The sequence below is a fragment of the Paenibacillus sp. LPE1-1-1.1 genome, from assembly GCF_040676435.1.
Lineage (GTDB): Bacteria > Bacillota > Bacilli > Paenibacillales > Paenibacillaceae > Pristimantibacillus.
Map to the genome: position 1 here is coordinate 1,746,836 of NZ_JBEGHY010000001.1, position 19,270 is coordinate 1,766,105.

The following is a 19,270-nucleotide window of genomic DNA, read 5'->3' on the forward strand; positions in this document are numbered from 1 at the left end:
TTATCCGTTTCGTAATCGGCTATATGCCGTCATGCAGAATAAACCAAACCATGATCTTCGGTTTATGAAATAAAGCATTAATTTCTGGTATCGATCCAGGGCAAGCTCCGTTTCCTTTTTATAAATGGGAAGGGCAGCTTTAACCTCATTGCTTTCAATCATTTTTCTTATGTATTTGATTTGTTCGTTAACGCGCAGGTTATCCGTTGGTTTTAAATATATATGGATATAAGCCATTACGCTTTGGATCAATTTAATTGATTTCAGATGACTGACCGTTTCTTCGTCCAACAAGCCTTTATAGCAAATGGGAAGCTCCGTGTAATAAACTTCCAGAGCACGCTGGAAATAATCTTTTTTAACAATATCCCTAGTTGCGCTGCCGACGGTCTCGCGGTAGTGGTAGCCGGTGTAATCGATATATTTCAAGCTTTTCGCACAACTGAAAGCATCCATATTGAATAGACCGTCTTCGCCCAGAGCTACATTCTTAGGAAAGATTATTCCATGATCCTTTATTAATGATTTTAGGTACAGCTTGTTGCAGGCCGTGTTTAATTCATCCGTTCTTAGAAAAACAGGCAATATTTCCTTTCTGATAAAGGCTTCGCCCATGATAGATTCCCTTGGAAACGGGTATTTTGTCAGAACGTAGTGTCCCTCGATTTCGCTCTCGAAATTAGAAAGAACAATATCGCATCTCTCTTCGGAAGCTGCTTCGTATAGCACGCCATACATATCCGCTTCAATAAAATCATCCGCATCCACAAAACCGATGTACTCCCCCGACGCAGCTTCCATTCCCGCATTCCGGGCCATGCTAACCCCTTGGTTTGACTGCTGTACCAAGATGATTCGAGAATCCAATTTGCCGTATCGCTCAATAATAGAGACGCTGTTATCCGTAGAACCGTCATTCACAAAAATAAATTCGCATTCACGGAGCGATTGTTTAAGCAGCGACTCCATGCATTCGGCGAGATAAGGTTCGGCATTGTATACAGGTACAATAACGCTGACCTTTATAGTCACTTGCAATAACTCCCCTCAAGCTCAATCAGCTCATATAACTTCTCCAGCTCGCCGCTGTTGCTGTAATCGGAGCTTTTGCAATGATTCGCTAAACGATCTCTTAGTTCGCGGTCCGTATATAATTTCTCGATCCCCTCCGCGACGCCTTCGACTGACAGCTCTGTAATATATCCATCCGTCATATGCTCGATCTGGCTTTCTGCCGTCGAATAATTGGTAATGACGATCGGCTTTCCTAAGATCTTTGCTTCAGTGACCGTAACCGCTTTCCCCTCATATCTCGAGGGCTGCACGTATAAATCGCACAAATTCATATAGGGGTAAGGGTTTATTTGCTTTCCTAGCAGAATAAATTGCCCTTCCAATTGATTTTGTACGATCAAGGCTTGAAGCATCGCTTCATCTCCGCCATAACCGACGATGTACCATACGATGTCGTCATAGCCTTTATCCACTAGAAGCTTAAATGCCTTTATCGCATCATCGAATCCTTTTGCATGGCAGAGTCTCCCGACAGACAGCAATTTAAACCGCGTATCGTGGGCCATGGGATTGGAATCTGCTTGTTCATAGGCCATGCTTCGAATAAACAATGGCGATACGATATTTTCCATGACGACTACTTTTTCTCTTAAAGGCTCGTAGCGTTTTAGAAAAGAGTCTCTGCAGGCATCCGATACGGCAACGATATAGTCGAATTTTTCCCACATCTTCAGATCCATCTTGTAATTTGCGGCTATCGTGGAATAATCCGTATGAATCCATGCAATCTTCTTATCAGCGGTTACCTTGTCGGCTACAAAGTTATGCGGCCATAAGTAACTGATTGCAACATCGTATTCCTTTTCTAATTTAGGCAGAAAAGGCATGGCGTACTTCCAAACCAATTGCATTTGTACATATCCGATTTCATGGATGCCGCTAATTTTGCTTTTTAGCAAAGAATGCCCTTTTGCTATGACGCGGGAAAATCCAATGGGCAGCAGCTTATCTTGAAACGTCTCCTTAATGGATTTTCTGAATGAGGTGTATGGAGCCATTTCGCCAAGCAAATTGGCTTTATCGGTTAATAAACCCATAAAATCGCCCTTATGCCGGTATAGCATCAGATCGATGTTAAACTTGGCATAGTTAAACTCATCCAGCATACCGGCTAAGCTCCGCTCAACGCCGCCGACTTCCATATCATAAGAAGCGATTAATACATTTCTCATCATGAACTCCTATTCACATATAGGTTTCGTTATTTTGATTTTTACTTCTGAGCTTCCTCCAACCCCATATGAATGGCCGCAGCGGAAAATAGAGAAAGTGCAGCCGTTTGGGAAGCGGCAGCGCTTTAGCATCCTCAGGATAGGGAAAAAGAAAGCTTGCGATAAAGATAACCTTCTGTCTAAAGGTCAATAAACCGAATAAATACTTTCTATGATAGCGGTCGACTTCCTCCGATAAAGGCGGACTGTGAAGATTTATCATTCTATGTACGTAGAACATGGCATCCTCAGCTGACCATTCTGCTCTTCTATCGTTTAGTAACGGCTTCATTTCCTCACGTAAAGGAACTGCGAACAATTTCGCCAATAGCAATAAGGTTTGCCCGCCGATATGCGTAAATTGATGTTTTCGAAGCAGAAGAATCAGCTTGGGCCAATCCACCTTTTGTTCCAGCAGCTGCTTAATATCAAGCAACCAGCGAAGCCTTGACCAGCCATGACGCGCGCCATGGGAGACCAGAAACATAAATAAGTCTTCTCTCCCCAAATAATAGATCGGCCGCGAGATTAAGGAGCTTTGCCTTCTTCTCTCCCATAGATCATCAAACTTCGGTTCCTTTGCCGGAGCAGGATTGAGTCTCCAATGCACCTCAACCTTGATTCCCTTTTCAGGGTGAATAAATGAAGTATGATGATGTCGCCATTTCCAGTCGTTCAGCACGGAGACAATATAATCATCCTTTTCATAGCCGCAAGAGAGGAGGAGGCTCTCCGTGTTTTCTAAGTCTTTCAGCGGAATAAGCAGATCTAAGTCGCATGACGTCCGAAGCGATACGTCGCCGTAAAGATCGGCCGCAATGACCGGTCCCTTTAGAAATAACGACCTTATGCCGCTGTCAGAAAATAATTTGGCAATCTGCTCCATCTCACCGCTAAGCGCAAGCATTTGAAGCGTATTTCGATAATAATCGCGATGAAACATTTGGGATACAAACGTAGGAACCCCAAGTGCTTTCAATTTCTGCAGCTTGTGGTTAAGCGATGGAAAGACCCTATGGTGTCGCGCTAATTCGATAAACCGGTCCCAATCCGCATGGCGGATCAGCTCCTGTAAATCAAATGTAATCTCAGCTTTGTTATCCATGGAAAGAATGGATAGCATGAGTCTCAATTCGTCGGATAGGTCTTCCTTATGGAGAGTGACGTCGTTATTCATGAATATCTCCTTCATACTGATTAGCCAATAACGAACAAAATATTTATTTTGTTCTATAAAACGAACACAAGTACAGATTAACACCATCCCTAATATCTGTCAATCATCATTCCATTGGTAGGCTATTCTTTTAGAAAAAAAGGTCGCGATCTGCTAGAATGAAAGAGTCAGATGGAACGGTTTTACAAATAAAGGGGGTTCAATCTTATGCAAAAAATAATCGTATACGGTGCCGGAGGCCATGCAAAGGCTGTTATAGATACGATTGAAAAAGCCGGTATGTATCAAATAGCAGGTATTCTTGACGGTTATAAGCCTGTCGGAACGACCTTTTACGGCTATGACATTTTAGGCGATGAGAACTGGCTTTCAGCCAATCTTTCGACCATCAACAGCGGCATAGCAGCCATTGGCGATAATTGGACCCGAGCAAAAGTCGTCGCGAACATAAAAGAAAAAAATCCTCATTTTTCGTTTATCACAGCTATACATCCTACCGCCTCTATTGCAAAGGGAGCTCAAATCGGCCATGGAACAGTCGTTATGGCGGGCTGCGTCATTAATAGCGATACGCTGGTCGGCGACCACTGCGTCATGTATACCCAGTCTTCTGCCGATCATGACTCTAAGCTGGGCGAATTCGTTACATTAGCCCCCAAAGCCTGTACGGGAGGCAACGTTAGTATTGGTGATTATTCAGTCCTATCCTTGGGCGCAAATGTAATTCACGGTAGAACGATCGGCGAACACGCTGTCATCGGAGCCGGTTCGACCGTTTTAACCGACATCCCTGCTTATACCGTCGCTTACGGTACGCCAGCCAGGGCTATGCGGGCAAGAGAACAAGGAGAGCGTTATCTTTAGAGAACAGACTAGGCGGATTGCGCGCTCTTTTCTGCCGATCTCTCGAACACATCGTTTATGCAATCCACAACCCTTACCTGATCAACAATGGTCATGCTCGAGCCCGAAGGCAAACAAATTCCGCTGTGGAATAACCGTTCACAAACGGATACGTCACCTGCGTGGGCATAGAAACGAGTCCCTTCAAACAGCGGTTGCATATGCAATGGCTTCCAAAGCGGGCGGGCTTCAATATTGGCGGCCGCCATCGCATCCAGAAGCTCCGTTATCGTTGTATTCGTTTCGTTCTCATCCATGACAAGCGTCGTCAGCCAGCGATTTGATTTGGTGTGCTGCAGCTCAGGCATGAAGCTGACGCCTCTCCAAGTTGAAAATGCCCTCACGTAGTTTTCAAATACCGCTCTTCTAGCCGCAACCCGCTCGTCCAATACCTCTAATTGAGCTCTTCCCACACCGGCCAAAATATTGCTCATCCGGTAATTAAAGCCCATGCTGCTGTGCTGATAATGCGGAGCCGCGTCTCTTGCCTGCGTAGCAAGAAAACGCGCTTTGTTTAGAAGCTCCACATCGTCAGAAACGAGCATCCCGCCGCCCGAGGTCGTTATAATCTTGTTCCCATTAAAGGAGTAAATACCGAACTTGCCGAAGGAGCCGCTCTGCTTGCCTTTGTACGTAGAGCCCAGCGATTCGGCAGCATCCTCAACTAGAGGCACCTCATACTGCTCGCATAACGCAACAAGCTCATCCATTTTAGATACCTGGCCATACAGGTGCACAACAATGACCGCTTTCGGCAGCTTCCCCTGACGGTCCGCTTCCTCCAAAGCCCTCTTCAACGCTAATGGCGACATATTCCACGTTTCCGGCTCGGAATCAATAAAAACAGGCTCCGCGCCGCAGTAACGGATCGGATTGGCACTTGCTACGAAGGTGAAGCTTGAGCAAAATACCGTATCCCCCGCGCCCACTCCCAGCAATTGCAAGGATAGGTGTATGGCGGCGGTACCCGAGCTGACAGCTACCGCATCCGCAGCCCCCGTGTAGGCTGCAATCTGTTTCTCAAAGGCATCTATATTAGGCCCTAGCGGCGCAATCCAGTTGGTTTCAAAAGCTTCGTTAATATAATTGCGCTCCTTCCCGCTCATATGCGGAGGGGATAAATAGATTCGTTTCATCTCATTAGCTGACAATTGCCACACATCCTCTTCCATATAATAAGCCATCCCTCAAGCAGTACAGATGCTTGAAAGATGGCTTTATCCTTCGCTATTGGTCGTCGTTCCTTGGAATACGGGCATCGTCACATGATTGCCATTGGATACCCCTTCGGATTTCAGGACCTTTTTTACGGTCAGCAGCAATATTTTAATGTCCAACAGAAAGCTTTGGTTTTCCACATACCAAACATCATGCTCGAACCGCGCTTCCCATGAAACGGCGTTACGGCCGTGAATCTGTGCCCAGCCCGTAATGCCGGGACGGACAAGATGACGCTTCGCCTGCTGTTCATTATAGAGCGGCAAATATTCCATAAGGAGCGGTCTCGGTCCAATTAAGCTTAGCTCGCCTTTGATTACGTTAACGAGCTGCAGAAGCTCATCAAGGCTGGACTTCCGCATTAGGCTTCCGAAAGCGGTCAGTCTCAGATGATCGGGCAGCAGATTGCCCAAACTGTCCTTTTCCGAGGTCATTGTGCGAAACTTATACACGTAAAAAGGAACACCATGCAAGCCTGGACGCTGCTGCTTGAATAATATGGGCGACCCCAGCTTAAAACGGACTAAAATTGCGGTAATTGCGATTACGGGCGAGAGTACAAGCAATAACAAACAGGAAATAATCAAATCGAACATTCTTTTTATCATCCGTATGGTCTCCTGATATACAATGTGTATTTCGCCTAGTTTGACGAAAGCATCCGCCTCATCTTGGAAATCATCTTCGGCCCGACGACACGGCTTACGACTTTCTTCACCTCGCCTCTGAAGCGCACATGCGCGGGAAGCCAGGATTGGGCAAAATGATGAATGGTATGGCTGTCATTCGTTATGTAGTTACCGCCGTCAATATAATCGTAGGGACTGAAATAAGTTCTCGGATAAAAGGTTACTCCGTTCCGAAGCACCTGATATTCACCATTTAGCTTAAGACCGTGCCGGCTGCAAATTTCAGTTATCACTGCCGTATTCGTCGTTGTATCCAGCTTTCCGTCAGGCAGCAAAAAGCTTCGCGTATTGTAATTTTCCAGCAGCTCTTTTATCCAAGGATGGCCCTTTGCCGCCCCCATCGTGCCGGATTGCAAAAACTTCTGGTCCTCAAAGCCCGAAAAGGCTTCATGCCGAAGAAAAATGCTTAACGGCTTAACGACCTCGACATCCGTATCCAAATAAATGCCGCCGTGCTTATGAAGCGCGTATAGACGAACATAATCGCTTACGAAAGCAAATTTCCGGGCTTCATAAGCCTCCTTCACGTAACGGATTGAGGAAATGTCAAAGTTATCCTCATTCCATTCCATCACCTGAAAATCTCCCAAATGCTTCTCCCAGCTTTTCATGCATTTCACGATTTTGCGCGGTTTTTCTCCGCGGCCAAACCAGCAGTAATGCAAGATCCGAGGTATTTGTTCTACTCCGCTCACGCCGCTGCCTCCTTTATGATGGCCATATTAAATATTTGCTTGTATACCGTATGTCCAAAGTGATGACACTCTCAAAATAGAAAAAGAACAAATAAAAGACCAAAATTGCGAAGTATATCAGTTTCTGATCTTTCTCCCGGAACACCTTAACGATCCATCCAATCAAAATTAATTGATAAAGATTAAAATAAATCGTCATTCTTGCGAATATCCAATTCTGGGTGGATATAATCATGAGCACAATGCCTATAATCGATAGATTAGCTAGAATATCACTTTTCGGAAATAGATATCTCAGCTTTTCTCTGCCAAAAAAAGCTATGATTAGAGGAACAGCATAAATAAATACCCTTATTACACTCGCTCCGCCTTCTTCAAAGTTCTGATAATGGGCATATTGAGTACCCTGTATCGCTTTAAACAACAAATCCGAGAATTGATTGAACCCTACGACGATTAAAATAGCCACTGATAATAATGCAAAAGTAGCGCCAGTCCAGGCCTTCCTTCTAACAATAAAATAGAGCGGGAGCATGACGAGTGCGCTTTGGTGAAAGACAGCAGCGAATAGTACAACTAACATATAGGTTTTCCATTTGCCTTCGAACAATGCCTTTGTCGCTGCAAATACAATAGCAGCGGCTAAGAACTGTCTGAGCCCGTTCATTGAAACAACAAATGCGCCGGAGGTAATGTAAACATACATGCTTAATTCATACATCCGCGAATATTTGTACATTACAATTGCGATAAGCATGTTTGTTACTAACGCAGTCGTAACAAGCAAGAGTTGAGGATCTTCTGTAATTTGCTTGAGCAGGAGCTGCAATAAACCGAATCCTATGTCTTTCTTATTAAGAATTGTTTCCCAGTCATAGGTATCGACTGTATAAGCATGCATATAAAAAAAAGTATCTCCAATATTATTCCGCAAGCCTGAAACAAGTATCAATGACATTGCTGCTGCCGCGGCTAATATTTTGTTCGGCTGAATAGTTAACTGTCCCACGGTAGCTGGCACCGAAAAATATCTCGCAATAGTCGCAAACAAAAAAACGATTACCAGGTTAAGCCAAAGGATAGTCATTTGTGGTTCCTTTCGGTGAAAATGCCTTTCGGGTTTTCATCGTAATATATCCAAATAAAAGTAAGCCTGGAAGGAACGCTGCGATCGTCAATGCCTTTGAAGGTACATTTTGTAACCCGTGTATATTTCTTGACAATAAACAGCTGGATACATAATGAATAGCCTGTCTAAACTTAAATAGTTTACTCCCAATTGGAAGCTCAAGAAGGGATTTACGGTAGAAAGCAAAACCCTTTGGATTTTTACGATATTGCATCAGCATATTACGCGATGAACCGTCAGGTAAATATTCAACATGACAAAGTACTTTATTCAATAGCAATAATTCATAATCTTGGTTAATTAAATGATATTTGTAGTCAAGACCAACATATCGTTCACCATCAAAAAGTGGATATGGGTAACGCTTTGTCAACGAAGTGCGATAGACTAATTTCTTATCACCCGTAATGCCATATTTATGATATAGGTCAAATAAGGTCGAGCTGGTCAAATCCTCAGGAAACTTGGATCCTACAATACTACCGTCAGAATAGGCGTCCAAACCTACAAAGCCGCAAACCTTATCGCTCCTATTCTCGTTCCAATATGTAATAATTTGATTCACCGCATCGTCAGGCATATAATCATCGGAATCAATACACACGTTAAGCTCTGTTTCCATCCGTTCATATGCAGTATTATGAGCACCATGCATCCCCTGGTTATTTTGAAAGACGTACGTGATAGACACGTCTTGCTGAGCTATCCAGCCGGCTACGAGAGCCTCGGTTCCATCGCTTGAACCATCATCAATAATGAGCCACTCAAAGTCCTTGCAGGTCTGTCGCTGCAAGCTCTCATAAACTTGATGCAAGCAATAAGCCCGATTATACGTGGGCGTAAACACGGTTAACGTCTTCATAATTCACCTCGAATTGTGATAAATATAATTCTGTTGCCTTTTGGGCTGTTTGACGGATATCATAGCCTTTAATTGCTAAAATGCCAGAGGGAATCATTCGCGACGGCTGTTTTGCTGCTTCGAGGATTCCCTTAACACCGCTTGCTTCATTTTTAAGAGAGAAGAACTTGACTAAATGTATGCCCATATCAACCTCTGCTGGAACTTGATCGGAAACGATACAGGGTAATCCCGCAGCTTGTGCCTCAATCAGCACGATGCCAAGTCCTTCATGATGTGATGGAAATACAAACACATCTACTGCTTGAAGAATATGATCAACATCACTTCTAATGCCTAGAAATTTCACTTTATCTTGTAAATGAAGCTCTATCACCTTTCGTTCTATCGAGGACCTAAGTGGTCCGTCTCCAGCTAGTAATAGCATACTGTCTGGCCTACTTTTCTCGAGCAACTTAAACATATCAATGAGCTGTGTATGGTTTTTTTGATGCGCAAACCTTCCTATATGACCAACAACGAAAATATTGTCCGGTATACCAAGCTCTTCTCGCATTTTCAAACGTTTCTCTGCTGAAAAAGCAAATTGCTCGCAAGCAATGCCGTTCTGTAAAATAAGCGCTGACTTCTCCCTTCCGGGAAACATCCACCGCGCCGCTTCGGTTGAGCAAGCGACGTTATGCGTCGCAGCCGAACGCACATGCGTCCCGGCGTACCATTTGTATAGGCGTGCAGAAAGGCCGCCTTCGCTTCTCGTATTGTGACTGTGCGCAATACGTACGGGAATGCTTGCCCTTTTTGCCGCCCGCAGGACAAAGCCGCTCATTTTATCCATGTGGGAATGAACAACCTTGTAATAAGCGTGCATATGGAAAAATTGATCCAATGCATGCAAATATTTCGAATGGCCAACGTCGGTAATATGGGGGATACGATGAACATTTCCGCCTAGGCTGCGGATCTCTTCGTCGAATACTCCTTCTTTGCAAGTGAGAAAATCGAATTGAATCCTCGTACGATCGATGTTGCGGTATAAATTCATAAGCAACGTCTCAGCGCCTCCGCGATTCATGTTCGCGACAACATGTAAAATCCTTAAAGGACCGCCCATTGCAATCTCTCCTTTTTATCTGGCTGCGGCTGTTCCATTAACGGCTGATAAATGTCGTTCAACTCCAGCGCTACCTGAGCCAATGCATATTTTTTAACCATTTCCGCGCTTTTCTCGCCCATTTGCAGACGAAGCGTATTCGATCGGCTGAGCTCGAGCAGCCTGTTTGCAAAAGACGCTACCTGATGGGCGTCCAGCACATAACCGTTCTCTCCTTCAATAACCAGCTCCGAATGGCCTCTGTTCTGCGTTGCGATAATCGGCAGTCCGCAAGCCATGGCTTCCATAATGTTTACCGGAAGTCCTTCGCGAAGACTGGATGCGACAGCGACATCGCACATCGGCAGCAGCTTATCAATATCCGACCGGTACCCGAGAAAATGGACCATGGCTCCCACCCCAAGCTGCTCGGCCAGCTCTTGGCAAGCTGAGAGCAGCGGGCCTTTTCCTGCGAGCAGCAGCCTTGCGTGAGGCACCTGTTCTTTTATGGCAGCCAAGGCACGGATCAGCAATTGATGGTTTTTGTTTTTGTTGAATTCAGCCGCGTAAAATAGGAGAAAATCATCTGTCCGAAAATCAAGCTCCTGCCGTAACCGCCACTTATCGATTTTGGGCAAGGGCTTATACCGGATGGTGTTCACGCCAACGCCATGGATATGCGCGATTTGCTTCGCTTTGAAGCGCTTTGAAACCGCCAGCCGGTAATCCTCGTTGTTGATCGTGATCAGACAGTCCGTTTTACGCGAAAGGATCTTTTCAATCGGATAATAAAGCATCCAGTTCAAAAGCGAAGAGCCTTTGCAAAAGTGAAAGCCGTGTGCCGTATAGATCACCTTTGTGCCCTTTTTTCTGGCTTTTTGCGCAGCCAAACGAGCCAAAACGCCGCCCATCGGCGTATGGCAATGAATGATTTTATAATCCTGTTCCTGGATGATCGCTTTCAACTCGCGGTAAGCTTTCAAATTATTCCGGTGGATCGGTGAGCGCTCAATCGACAAATTAAACTTGCGGTCAACAAAAGGGAGGTCCAGCTCGCCCTTTGCGGCGATATGAACCTCCCAGCCCTGCTGTTTGAACCATTCCAGAACGGGCAAATGAAAAGCCTTGAAATGATAATCAACCGTAGCGCAAAATAATATTTTATTAGGCATGTTTGTACCATCCTATACTAGAATTATTTTCTAGCAGCTTCCCGTTCTATCATTTCCGATAAATAGTTTAACAGCTCGTAACGCAGATCCTCCCGCTGAAGAGCGAACTCGATCGTTGTCTGTATAAAGCCCATCTTCTCTCCCACGTCATGGCGCTTGCCTTCGAATTCAAAAGCGTAAACGGCTTCCGCCAGGTTTAAAGCCGCAATGGCATCCGTCAGTTGAATTTCTCCGCCCGCTCCCGGCGTCTGGTTACCTAAAATATCAAAAATCGCGGGATTCAGTATATAACGGCCCATAATGGCCATATTCGACGGCGCAAGTTCTCTTGCAGGCTTCTCGACCAAATGTCTTACCCGGTGGAAAGATGCTTCCATCGGGGTGCCATCGACGATTCCATAACGGGAAACGGCTTCATCCGCCACGCGCTGCACGCCGATAATCGAAGTATGGTACTCCTCATACTTTTCAATCATTTGTTTGATGCAAGGCTTCTCCGCGGAAATAATGTCGTCGCCGAGCAGCACCGCGAACGGTTCGTCGCCGATGAATTTGCGGGCGCACCAAATCGCATGCCCCAGACCCTTTGGTTCCTTCTGACGAATATAATGAATATCCACCATGTCCGCCGATTTGCGAACCTCGCTTAGCAAGTCATATTTATGCTTGGCGGTCAATATTTGCTCGAGCTCCAATGAATTATCAAAATGGTCCTCGATCGCACGTTTCCCTTTACCCGTGACAATGATTATATCCTCGATGCCTGATTCAATCGCTTCTTCCACAATGTATTGAATCGTCGGCTTATCAACGATTGGCAGCATTTCCTTCGGCATCGCTTTTGTCGCGGGCAAAAACCTCGTACCCAGTCCGGCAGCCGGAATGATCGCTTTCCTTACTTTCATAACTTTAGCAACTCCTTCGTCTTATTAGCCTGTAACCGATGCGAATTCAGGAAGCTCTACCACGTTGTTGGCAAGGTCCAGCAGCCTGATCCGTAATTCCGCTTTATTCATTCCGCCATGAAGGGCGATGATTTCTTCGATTTGTTCAAAATAAATCTCGCTCGCCTTGCCTATGTAAATTTTCGGATATACTTGCTTTTCATTGATTTCATTATCCTTGAGCATTTCTTCAAAGAGCTTCTCGCCCGGGCGGATGCCCGTATAATGAATCCCGATTTCCTCAACCGTAAAACCTGACATGCGGATGACGTTTTGGGCGAGATCGGTGATTTTGACGGGATCCCCCATGTCCAGAACGAAAATTTCGCCGCCCCTGGCAAGTGCCCCCGCTTGAATAACAAGTCTTGAGGCTTCCGGAATGGTCATAAAATAGCGAACCATATCCGGGTGGGTTACCGTCACGGGTCCGCCCTTTTCGATTTGTTTTTTGAACAGCGGTATGACGCTTCCGCGGCTGCCCAGCACATTGCCGAATCGTACCGCAACAAATTTTGTATTGCTCAAGCGGTCCATATGCTGGATCACCATCTCGGCAATTCTTTTCGTTGCTCCCATCACGCTTGTCGGATTAACGGCCTTATCGGTTGAAATCATGACAAAGGTATCTACGCGGGCCTGATTCGCCGCCCTGGCGGCATTCAATGTCCCCATCACGTTATTCTTGAAAGCTTCCTCCGGATTTCGCTCCATCAACGGCACATGCTTATGCGCAGCTGCATGGTATACCACTTGAGGACGATGCGTCTGCATAACCGCCAGCATTTTATTCGCATCCTGCAGATCCGCGATTTCGGTTATAAACTCAATATTGGTGTGTCCATACAGCTCCCTTAGCTCCATCTCTATGGAATAGATGCTGTTTTCTCCATGTCCGAGCAAAATAAGCTTCTCCGGCAGAAAACGGGATACTTGGCGGCATACCTCGGAACCAATCGACCCTCCGGCGCCGGTAACCATCACGACCTTCTGCGTAACGTAGCCTGAAATGCTCTCGATATCCAGCTCTACGGGCTCCCGGCCGAGGAGATCCTCAACCTGGACATCACGAAATTGACTGACCGAGATTCTTCCGGTAGCCAGATCCTCGAGCATCGGAATAATTTGCGTTTTTGCTTTCGTTTTCGCGCATTCGCTAAAGATCGTATTCAGCTGCTTCTTACTTAGAGAAGGAATGGCAATAACGATATTGCTGATTTCCAGCTCGGCTGCAATCTTTGCGATGCTGGTAACGCCGCCTCTTACCGGTATCCCCATAATATCCAGGCTATGCTTATTCACGTCATCATCAATAAAAGCAATCGGCAGCAGCTCCGTATCGCTGTTGCTGAGAAGCTGCCGGGCAAGCATCGTGCCGGCTGACCCTGCGCCTACGATCAAAGTACGCTTACGTATACCGGCATTTTTCTGATAGCCACCTCGGAATATTCTCCAGCAAAGCCTAGAGCCTCCAATTAAGAGCATATGGATCATCCACGTCACTGCAAGCAGCCTGAAAAAGACATCCTGCATAACGATTTGTTGAATGACCGCCGCCGCAAGGATAGAGAAGGATACCGCCTTTGTGATAATAAGCAGCTCCCCCACGCTTGCGTACTCCCATGCCTTCTTATACAGCTTGTAATAGAAGGAAAAGAAATGATGACTGAGCAAAAGAGTAATCGAGCTGATTACAATCGGGACCGTCACCACGTCAAGTGAAGCGCTAAGTAAAAATCTGCTGAAGAAGATGGCGGTTAGTACGATAAAAGAATCGATAAACATTAAAAAGGACAATCTTTGCCGATACGTCAATGCCATTTCACCCTTCCTTGAATAAATCATATAAAGGAAATGCTTTCGAAGCATTCCGCTTTTGCTTATAACACGAAGACTACTGCAACACCTTTAGGGTGTTTAACTAAAAGGCTTTATGCAAAGCCATTTAGTTAAATACTCTAATGCAGGAATCAGGGCATTCAACCCCGCCTCACACCACACTCTTGACGACTCGCGTCTAAGGTTTTTCCTAACCCACAGCATGGCCGAGTGCCCCCATTGATAACGGTGAGGAGACATTACCGAACGAAACGGTCCTGATGGACTGAATATTGTGCTTTATAAAGAACACAAGCCCGTAAAAAAAGCGCTATTGATAACGATCATCAAACGCTCTTCTTATTTAATATGACGCCAAGTATGTTGGCTTTTGCAAACATCAACGCACGCTTCGCTTCGAGCGCAAGCTCTTGCTGCGTTTTCCCGCTCTTTAAAAGCAGCAGCACGCCATCGCATTTATTTACAAGCGCATTCGTATCCGATATGCCTAGAACAGGCGGGCAATCCAGCAGCACCATATCGTATTGCTCGGATGCGAATGCCATGACGTCCATCATCAGCTGGGAATCGAGCAGCTCCGTCGAATTATATAAGCGCTGCCCGCTTGGCAAAATATCCAATCCTTCGACCTCGGTATTATATATGGCTTCGCGAACTTCGAGCTGTTGGCCAAGTACATTCGACAATCCTGGCGAAGTTTGTACATTGAATATTTTGTTAATGATCGGATTCCGGAAATTCGCATCGATGATAAGAACCCGATCCCCGCGCTGAGCCATGCACACGGCCAAGTTTACGGCAGCCGTCGACTTCCCATCCCCCTCTGAGGGGGACGTGACCAGCAGCGAACGAATTTTTTTTCCGTTTGCAGCATATTGAATATTATTCCGAATGGTTCGATACTGCTCGGATATCGTGCCATGAGGATTAATGTAGGATAATAAGCTTCTGTTTACATAGGACTTAGATACCTTTTGCCGTTCACGAACCAATCGTCTCACCCCGCACCAAAATACTTTTTTGTTTCTTCAATTGCTTGCCGTAGTCTTTGCGTCTCATTTTGGTTACTTGACCCAGCATCGTTAAGCCGAGCAGCTCTTCGATCTCTCTTTCCGATTTGATGGAATCGTCAAGAGAATCAAGCAGGAATACTAATCCTATGCCTAAAATCAGGCCAGCCATCAAACCTACAAACAAAATGCTGTTGCTTCTTGCATTGATAGAATTGGGATTCACTTCGGCAATCGTCAATACTTTGATGTTCGTTATGCCAAGCGTTTCGGCCGCCACTTGCCGGTAAGCCTCCACACCTGCGTTGGCAATGTCAGCCGCCAATTGGGGATCGTTGTCGATAACGGTCACGACCGTTACCAGCGATCCATCGACACTATCCACTCTAATTTGACTTCTCAGCGAAGATGCCGACCGTTCTAAATTTAATTGCTCTATCACTTTGTTCATGACGATAGGCTCCCGGAACAAAACGCGTACCGTCCCCATCATTTCCGAAGACGCGGCTATAATCATCCTTGCAGATGAAGCGTACATAGGCGTTTCAGGCCTTGCGTTGTAAATTCCTGCCATAACTGAAAAGAACATCGTAATCAATACGACCAACCATAAGCGTTTTTTTACCGTAAGGAATAATGCTTTAAGATTAATTTCTTTGATCTTTAATCTTTCTTTATCATTTCGTGACGATTGCAGTTCTTCTAGCTTTGTAACGTCCATCTACACACCTGCTTAATGTTTGTTATAAAGAACAATAAGTTAATTTTAGTTCTTTATATAGAACATGTCAATACACGTTTCCTAAAATGTTATTCCCATTCAGTTATCGATATGAAGGATAATAATATTTGATGATTTCTTTTTCTCGTTGGCATAGTGCGTGGTCTCCGGCCTGCTTTCCTTCCACATATTTGAACGAATCAGGTCTTTTAATACTTGAAAATCGCCCTTGCTCATTCCTTCGTCAACCGCGTTTTTAATTATAGCACGCCATTCATCGTCTAATATTTCATCCTGATTAAGTTTTGGTAAATGCTCTTCTCCAAGTAAATATTCAATATTAGAATCCAAAGGCGCTGCTATTTTTGCCATTACCTGAAGAGATGGGTTGTTCTGCATATTGCGTTCAATGTAGCTCAAATAGGACTTGGATACGCCTGCTAGGTCGGCAAGCTTCGTTATCGAATAGCCCTTTTTTTCCCGTAGACTTTTAATCCGTTCCCCAATCATATTATTCTCCTTCGGCCAGTTTAGATCCTAACGTTAAGCTAAGCGCTTGCATTCTATTAGATAGACATTATAACAGACAATAAATACATTTTAGTTCTTAAAAGAGAACAAAGTCAATACCATTCCTATCACTTGGTTAACTAGACCTATCTTTTTCTCAATAGCGGCTAGCCATTTCCCGTCATTTTATTTTCATTTGTCTATCGGGAATTACGTTATTTTGCATGCCTAGAACTTTTTGTTCGCCCTCATCAAAAAAAACACCAAAACGGTGTTTTTTTCTTCTCGTAGGAGATCTATTTCTGCTCGGTAAACGTCAACGTAACGCTGTATACGGATATCTCTCGCAATAGGCGGCCTTCCGGAAGGCTGGCTTCCTCTTTGTCTCCTGCCAACTTCTCCTGAGCTTGCAGCTTGCGTAAATATTCATCCAGGTTATCGAAACGATAAAATCTCCTTACAACGATTAATGCACGCGTAAGGAGATCGCCATTATTTATCCGATGAGGGAAATCAAGCTCTTAAACTCCAGCTCCTCGAACTTGCGCAGGACGCTGTCGCGGTCGTATGCCCAGCAGCAGCCCTCAAGCGCTGCCGATACCGGCACATCGCAGCGAATCGTTGCCAGGTCGCGGGACAAATGGAGCATAGCCAGGTCCGCTTCGATTTTAGCCCGAATCGTTTTGGACACTGCCTCTAGATTGGCCAGCAGGCCCTCGATAGAGCCATGCTCCTGAATAAGCTTATGCGCCGTCTTCTCGCCGATCCCTTTTACGCCGGGATAGTTATCGGACGTATCACCCATAAGACCTTTGATATCGATAATTTGAATCGGAGTAAGCTGGCGTTCTTCCATTAAACTCTCCGGCGTGTACACCATATAGTTCCCGATTCCCTTCTTCATGATCGCAACCGACACACGGTCATCCACCAGCTGAAGCATATCATGATCGCCCGTCACGACAAAAATCTGAGCTTGATCCTTCAGCGCAGCAGCCAATGTCCCGATACAGTCATCCGCTTCATAACCTGCAATGCCGATGTTCGGCACATTGAAGCTCGCGACAACATCTTTTACAAGATCAAACTGCGGCACCAAATCCTCCGGCGCGGCAGGACGGTTCGATTTGTAGCCGTCATATTGTTCTGTCCGGAAGGTTGTGCTGCCCATGTCCCAGCAGCAAGCCACATGCGTTGGATTAAAGGTGTTGATCGCGTCCATGAAATAACGAACAAATCCATGCACGGCATTTACCGGTACGCCTGCACTCGTTTTACGAACGCTTCCTCCGAATGAAGTAGCAAAATAAGCCCGAAATAAAATCGCCATGCCGTCAACCAATAGCAAACGCTGCTCACTCATAAAATAAATAACCCCTCTCTTGCTTTTAAGCTGTCATTCTTATTTATTGCCCGCGGATAAAGCTTCCAATCCGTTTAGCCGCTTCGATCAATCGTTTTTCGCTCTCCACAAGCGCGATCCGTACGTAACCTTCGCCTTCGGAGCCGAAGGCTTCCCCTGGAACGACAACGACCCCGGTTTGCCGCAGCATTTCCTGGGAAATCCGTCTTGAGGTCCATGGCTCTTCCTGCGACCATTGCATCGGGGGCAGCGGCGCCCATACAAACATCGTTGCTTTTGGAGCGGCAACCTGCCATCCTTCAGCACGAATCGCTTCAATAAATGTGTTTCGTCTCTGCTCGTAAAGCTTTCCGGCCTTTGGCAGCTCCGCGCCAGCAATCGCTTCCTTCAAGGCAGCTATGCCAGCCTCTTGAACGGGATCGAACACACCGTAATCGATATTAGCTTTTAGTTCGCGCAGCGCGCCGACCGCGGTCTTGTTTCCGGCCAAAAAGCCTATTCTGCAGCCAGCCATATTAAAGCTTTTGGATAAGGAATGAAATTCAACCGCTTGGTCAAGCGCACCCGGAACTTCCAATATGCTAGGCGGCTCGCATCCGTCAAAGCCCATTTCCGAGTAGGCGAGATCATGTACGACTAATACGCCGTGACGGCGAGCCTTATCTATGAGCCTCTCGAAAAATGCAACGTCAGCTACCGCTGAGATGGGGTTATTCGGATAATTGAGCAAAATAAAGGTAGCTCTGTCCCAATCCGCATCGGAAATAGCATCCAGATCAGGCATAAAGCCGTTTTCTTCCTTTAGCGGCATTAGCATCGCTTCCACCCCGGCAAGCGCTAAGGAACCTGCATAAATGGGATAACCCGGATTAGGCAGCAGCGCCATATCCCCGGGATCGCATAGCGCCATGGCCAGATGCGCTAGTCCATCCTGCGAGCCTAGCAGGGTAACGATCTCGCTAGCGGCATCGAGCTCCACGTTAAAACGATGCTTCATCCACTTCGCCGCATGATCGCGAAAGGGAAGCCCGCTTTTGACAGCCGGATATGCATACATATCCCTGCGCAAAGCCGCTTCGCTGAGCGCTTGCCTGACGGTAGGCGAAGGCGGCTGATCCGGGCTTCCGATGCCAAGGTCGATGATATCAAGACCGCTTTCCGCGGCTGACCGCTTCCATGCCGCGACTTCCGCAAAAATCGATGACCCTAACTGCGACAGCCTGTTCGATCGCCATTTGGTTTGCGACATTCGTTTATTCACCCTTTTCCGTTGTTCCAAACTTGTTCGTATTGCTCTTCCTTAAAGCCTACCGTAACGGTCTGCCCGTCTGTCACGATTGGACGTTTAATCAGCATCCCGTTCGAAGCAAGCAGCTCGTATTTCTCATCCTCCGACATAGCGGCCAGCTTGTCCTTCAGGCCAAGCTCCCTGTAAACATCGCCGGATGTATTAAAAAATTTCTTCAGCTCCAACCCGCTGTTCGCAACGATCGCCTTCAGCTCCCCGGCTGTGGGTGTTTGCTCAACGATATCGCGGGAAATGACGTCATTCCCCTTGTTTTTCAGCGATTTAATCGCCGCTTTGCAAGTACTGCATTTCGGATATTGAATAATGGTTAATTGCTTTTGTTTCGTCATCTTGATGAATCCTCCAATAGGTATGTGA

At 45.9% G+C, this 19,270-nt stretch carries 19 protein-coding genes; 1 reads left to right on the forward strand and 18 read right to left on the reverse strand.

Translation table 11 applies throughout. From position 1 onward, the window contains the following. The 3 genes from MRBLPE1_RS07620 to MRBLPE1_RS07630 are packed head-to-tail and all read right to left on the reverse strand — an operon-like array spanning position 1 to position 3,462. Complete coding sequence (locus MRBLPE1_RS07620) at positions 1-1,032, reverse strand: glycosyltransferase (protein ID WP_364143577.1); 1,032 nt, start codon at positions 1,030-1,032, stop codon at positions 1-3. Further along, positions 1,029-2,246: a glycosyltransferase gene (locus MRBLPE1_RS07625; RefSeq protein ID WP_364143580.1), complete on the reverse strand. Its 1,218-nt coding sequence runs from the start codon at positions 2,244-2,246 to the stop codon at positions 1,029-1,031. The genes MRBLPE1_RS07620 and MRBLPE1_RS07625 overlap by 4 nt, the downstream gene beginning before the upstream one ends. A 13-nt stretch (positions 2,247-2,259) precedes the next feature. Beyond that, on the reverse strand, positions 2,260-3,462 hold the full coding sequence (locus tag MRBLPE1_RS07630) for a nucleotidyltransferase domain-containing protein (protein WP_364143583.1): 1,203 nt from the start codon (positions 3,460-3,462) through the stop codon (positions 2,260-2,262). A gap of 207 nt (positions 3,463-3,669) precedes the next feature. Between MRBLPE1_RS07630 and MRBLPE1_RS07635 the strand changes: the two genes are divergently transcribed. Further along, entirely contained in the window at positions 3,670-4,326 is a 657-nt protein-coding gene (locus tag MRBLPE1_RS07635) for an acetyltransferase (protein ID WP_364143586.1), read from the forward strand. 8 nt (positions 4,327-4,334) lie between these two features. Here MRBLPE1_RS07635 and MRBLPE1_RS07640 read toward each other — a convergent pair whose 3' ends face one another. The 15 genes from MRBLPE1_RS07640 to MRBLPE1_RS07710 form a co-directional block, all read right to left on the reverse strand. Next, positions 4,335-5,537: an aminotransferase class I/II-fold pyridoxal phosphate-dependent enzyme gene (locus MRBLPE1_RS07640; RefSeq protein ID WP_364143589.1), complete on the reverse strand. Its 1,203-nt coding sequence runs from the start codon at positions 5,535-5,537 to the stop codon at positions 4,335-4,337. Between the two features lie 45 nt (positions 5,538-5,582). Further along, positions 5,583-6,188: a sugar transferase gene (locus MRBLPE1_RS07645; RefSeq protein WP_364144548.1), complete on the reverse strand. Its 606-nt coding sequence runs from the start codon at positions 6,186-6,188 to the stop codon at positions 5,583-5,585. Positions 6,189-6,226: 38 nt separating this feature from the next. Beyond that, a complete protein-coding gene (locus MRBLPE1_RS07650; RefSeq protein ID WP_364143591.1) occupies positions 6,227-6,967 on the reverse strand; it encodes a glycosyltransferase family 32 protein in 741 nt (246 codons plus the stop codon). Positions 6,968-6,980: 13 nt separating this feature from the next. Then, a complete protein-coding gene (locus MRBLPE1_RS07655; RefSeq protein ID WP_364143593.1) occupies positions 6,981-8,054 on the reverse strand; it encodes an EpsG family protein in 1,074 nt (357 codons plus the stop codon). Continuing rightward, positions 8,035-8,958 carry a glycosyltransferase family 2 protein gene (locus MRBLPE1_RS07660; protein ID WP_364143596.1) on the reverse strand — a complete coding sequence of 308 codons (924 nt, stop codon included), beginning with the start codon at positions 8,956-8,958 and terminating at the stop codon, positions 8,035-8,037. The genes MRBLPE1_RS07655 and MRBLPE1_RS07660 overlap by 20 nt, the downstream gene beginning before the upstream one ends. Beyond that, complete coding sequence (locus MRBLPE1_RS07665; RefSeq protein ID WP_364143598.1) at positions 8,924-10,069, reverse strand: glycosyltransferase family 1 protein; 1,146 nt, start codon at positions 10,067-10,069, stop codon at positions 8,924-8,926. The genes MRBLPE1_RS07660 and MRBLPE1_RS07665 overlap by 35 nt, the downstream gene beginning before the upstream one ends. Beyond that, a complete protein-coding gene (locus tag MRBLPE1_RS07670; RefSeq protein WP_364143600.1) occupies positions 10,054-11,220 on the reverse strand; it encodes a glycosyltransferase family 4 protein in 1,167 nt (388 codons plus the stop codon). The genes MRBLPE1_RS07665 and MRBLPE1_RS07670 overlap by 16 nt, the downstream gene beginning before the upstream one ends. Positions 11,221-11,243: 23 nt before the next feature. Continuing rightward, on the reverse strand, positions 11,244-12,125 hold the full coding sequence (gene galU, locus MRBLPE1_RS07675) for a UTP--glucose-1-phosphate uridylyltransferase GalU (protein ID WP_364143602.1): 882 nt from the start codon (positions 12,123-12,125) through the stop codon (positions 11,244-11,246). A gap of 24 nt (positions 12,126-12,149) precedes the next feature. Next, positions 12,150-13,976 (reverse strand): polysaccharide biosynthesis protein, encoded by a 1,827-nt coding sequence (locus MRBLPE1_RS07680; RefSeq protein ID WP_364144551.1) that lies wholly within the window; start codon positions 13,974-13,976, stop codon positions 12,150-12,152. A gap of 350 nt (positions 13,977-14,326) precedes the next feature. Continuing rightward, positions 14,327-14,992, reverse strand: coding sequence for a CpsD/CapB family tyrosine-protein kinase (locus MRBLPE1_RS07685; protein ID WP_364143605.1), 666 nt, complete (start codon positions 14,990-14,992; stop codon positions 14,327-14,329). Continuing rightward, positions 14,982-15,731: a YveK family protein gene (locus MRBLPE1_RS07690; protein WP_364143608.1), complete on the reverse strand. Its 750-nt coding sequence runs from the start codon at positions 15,729-15,731 to the stop codon at positions 14,982-14,984. The genes MRBLPE1_RS07685 and MRBLPE1_RS07690 overlap by 11 nt, the downstream gene beginning before the upstream one ends. A gap of 99 nt (positions 15,732-15,830) precedes the next feature. Beyond that, on the reverse strand, positions 15,831-16,241 hold the full coding sequence (locus MRBLPE1_RS07695) for a helix-turn-helix domain-containing protein (RefSeq protein ID WP_364143611.1): 411 nt from the start codon (positions 16,239-16,241) through the stop codon (positions 15,831-15,833). 496 nt (positions 16,242-16,737) lie between these two features. Next, complete coding sequence (locus tag MRBLPE1_RS07700; protein WP_364143614.1) at positions 16,738-17,604, reverse strand: 5'-3' exonuclease; 867 nt, start codon at positions 17,602-17,604, stop codon at positions 16,738-16,740. 43 nt (positions 17,605-17,647) lie between these two features. After that, the gene (locus MRBLPE1_RS07705; protein ID WP_364143616.1) at positions 17,648-18,853 is read right to left on the reverse strand and encodes an aminotransferase class I/II-fold pyridoxal phosphate-dependent enzyme; all 1,206 of its coding nucleotides are present in this window, start codon (positions 18,851-18,853) and stop codon (positions 17,648-17,650) included. A gap of 8 nt (positions 18,854-18,861) precedes the next feature. Beyond that, complete coding sequence (locus MRBLPE1_RS07710) at positions 18,862-19,242, reverse strand: arsenate reductase family protein (RefSeq protein ID WP_364143618.1); 381 nt, start codon at positions 19,240-19,242, stop codon at positions 18,862-18,864. Positions 19,243-19,270 lie beyond the last annotated feature (28 nt).

Coding starts and splice junctions, on each gene's coding strand:
- MRBLPE1_RS07625 (WP_364143580.1), bottom strand. CDS start 2,246: ATGAGAAATGTATTAATCGCTTCTTATGATATGGAAGTCGGCGGCGTT.
- MRBLPE1_RS07630 (WP_364143583.1), bottom strand. CDS start 3,462: ATGAATAACGACGTCACTCTCCATAAGGAAGACCTATCCGACGAATTG.
- MRBLPE1_RS07635 (WP_364143586.1), top strand. CDS start 3,670: ATGCAAAAAATAATCGTATACGGTGCCGGAGGCCATGCAAAGGCTGTT.
- MRBLPE1_RS07640 (WP_364143589.1), bottom strand. CDS start 5,537: ATGGAAGAGGATGTGTGGCAATTGTCAGCTAATGAGATGAAACGAATC.
- MRBLPE1_RS07655 (WP_364143593.1), bottom strand. CDS start 8,054: ATGACTATCCTTTGGCTTAACCTGGTAATCGTTTTTTTGTTTGCGACT.
- MRBLPE1_RS07660 (WP_364143596.1), bottom strand. CDS start 8,958: ATGAAGACGTTAACCGTGTTTACGCCCACGTATAATCGGGCTTATTGC.
- MRBLPE1_RS07665 (WP_364143598.1), bottom strand. CDS start 10,069: ATGGGCGGTCCTTTAAGGATTTTACATGTTGTCGCGAACATGAATCGC.
- MRBLPE1_RS07670 (WP_364143600.1), bottom strand. CDS start 11,220: ATGCCTAATAAAATATTATTTTGCGCTACGGTTGATTATCATTTCAAG.
- galU (WP_364143602.1), bottom strand. CDS start 12,125: ATGAAAGTAAGGAAAGCGATCATTCCGGCTGCCGGACTGGGTACGAGG.
- MRBLPE1_RS07690 (WP_364143608.1), bottom strand. CDS start 15,731: ATGGACGTTACAAAGCTAGAAGAACTGCAATCGTCACGAAATGATAAA.
- MRBLPE1_RS07695 (WP_364143611.1), bottom strand. CDS start 16,241: ATGATTGGGGAACGGATTAAAAGTCTACGGGAAAAAAAGGGCTATTCG.
- MRBLPE1_RS07700 (WP_364143614.1), bottom strand. CDS start 17,604: ATGAGTGAGCAGCGTTTGCTATTGGTTGACGGCATGGCGATTTTATTT.
- MRBLPE1_RS07705 (WP_364143616.1), bottom strand. CDS start 18,853: ATGTCGCAAACCAAATGGCGATCGAACAGGCTGTCGCAGTTAGGGTCA.
- MRBLPE1_RS07710 (WP_364143618.1), bottom strand. CDS start 19,242: ATGACGAAACAAAAGCAATTAACCATTATTCAATATCCGAAATGCAGT.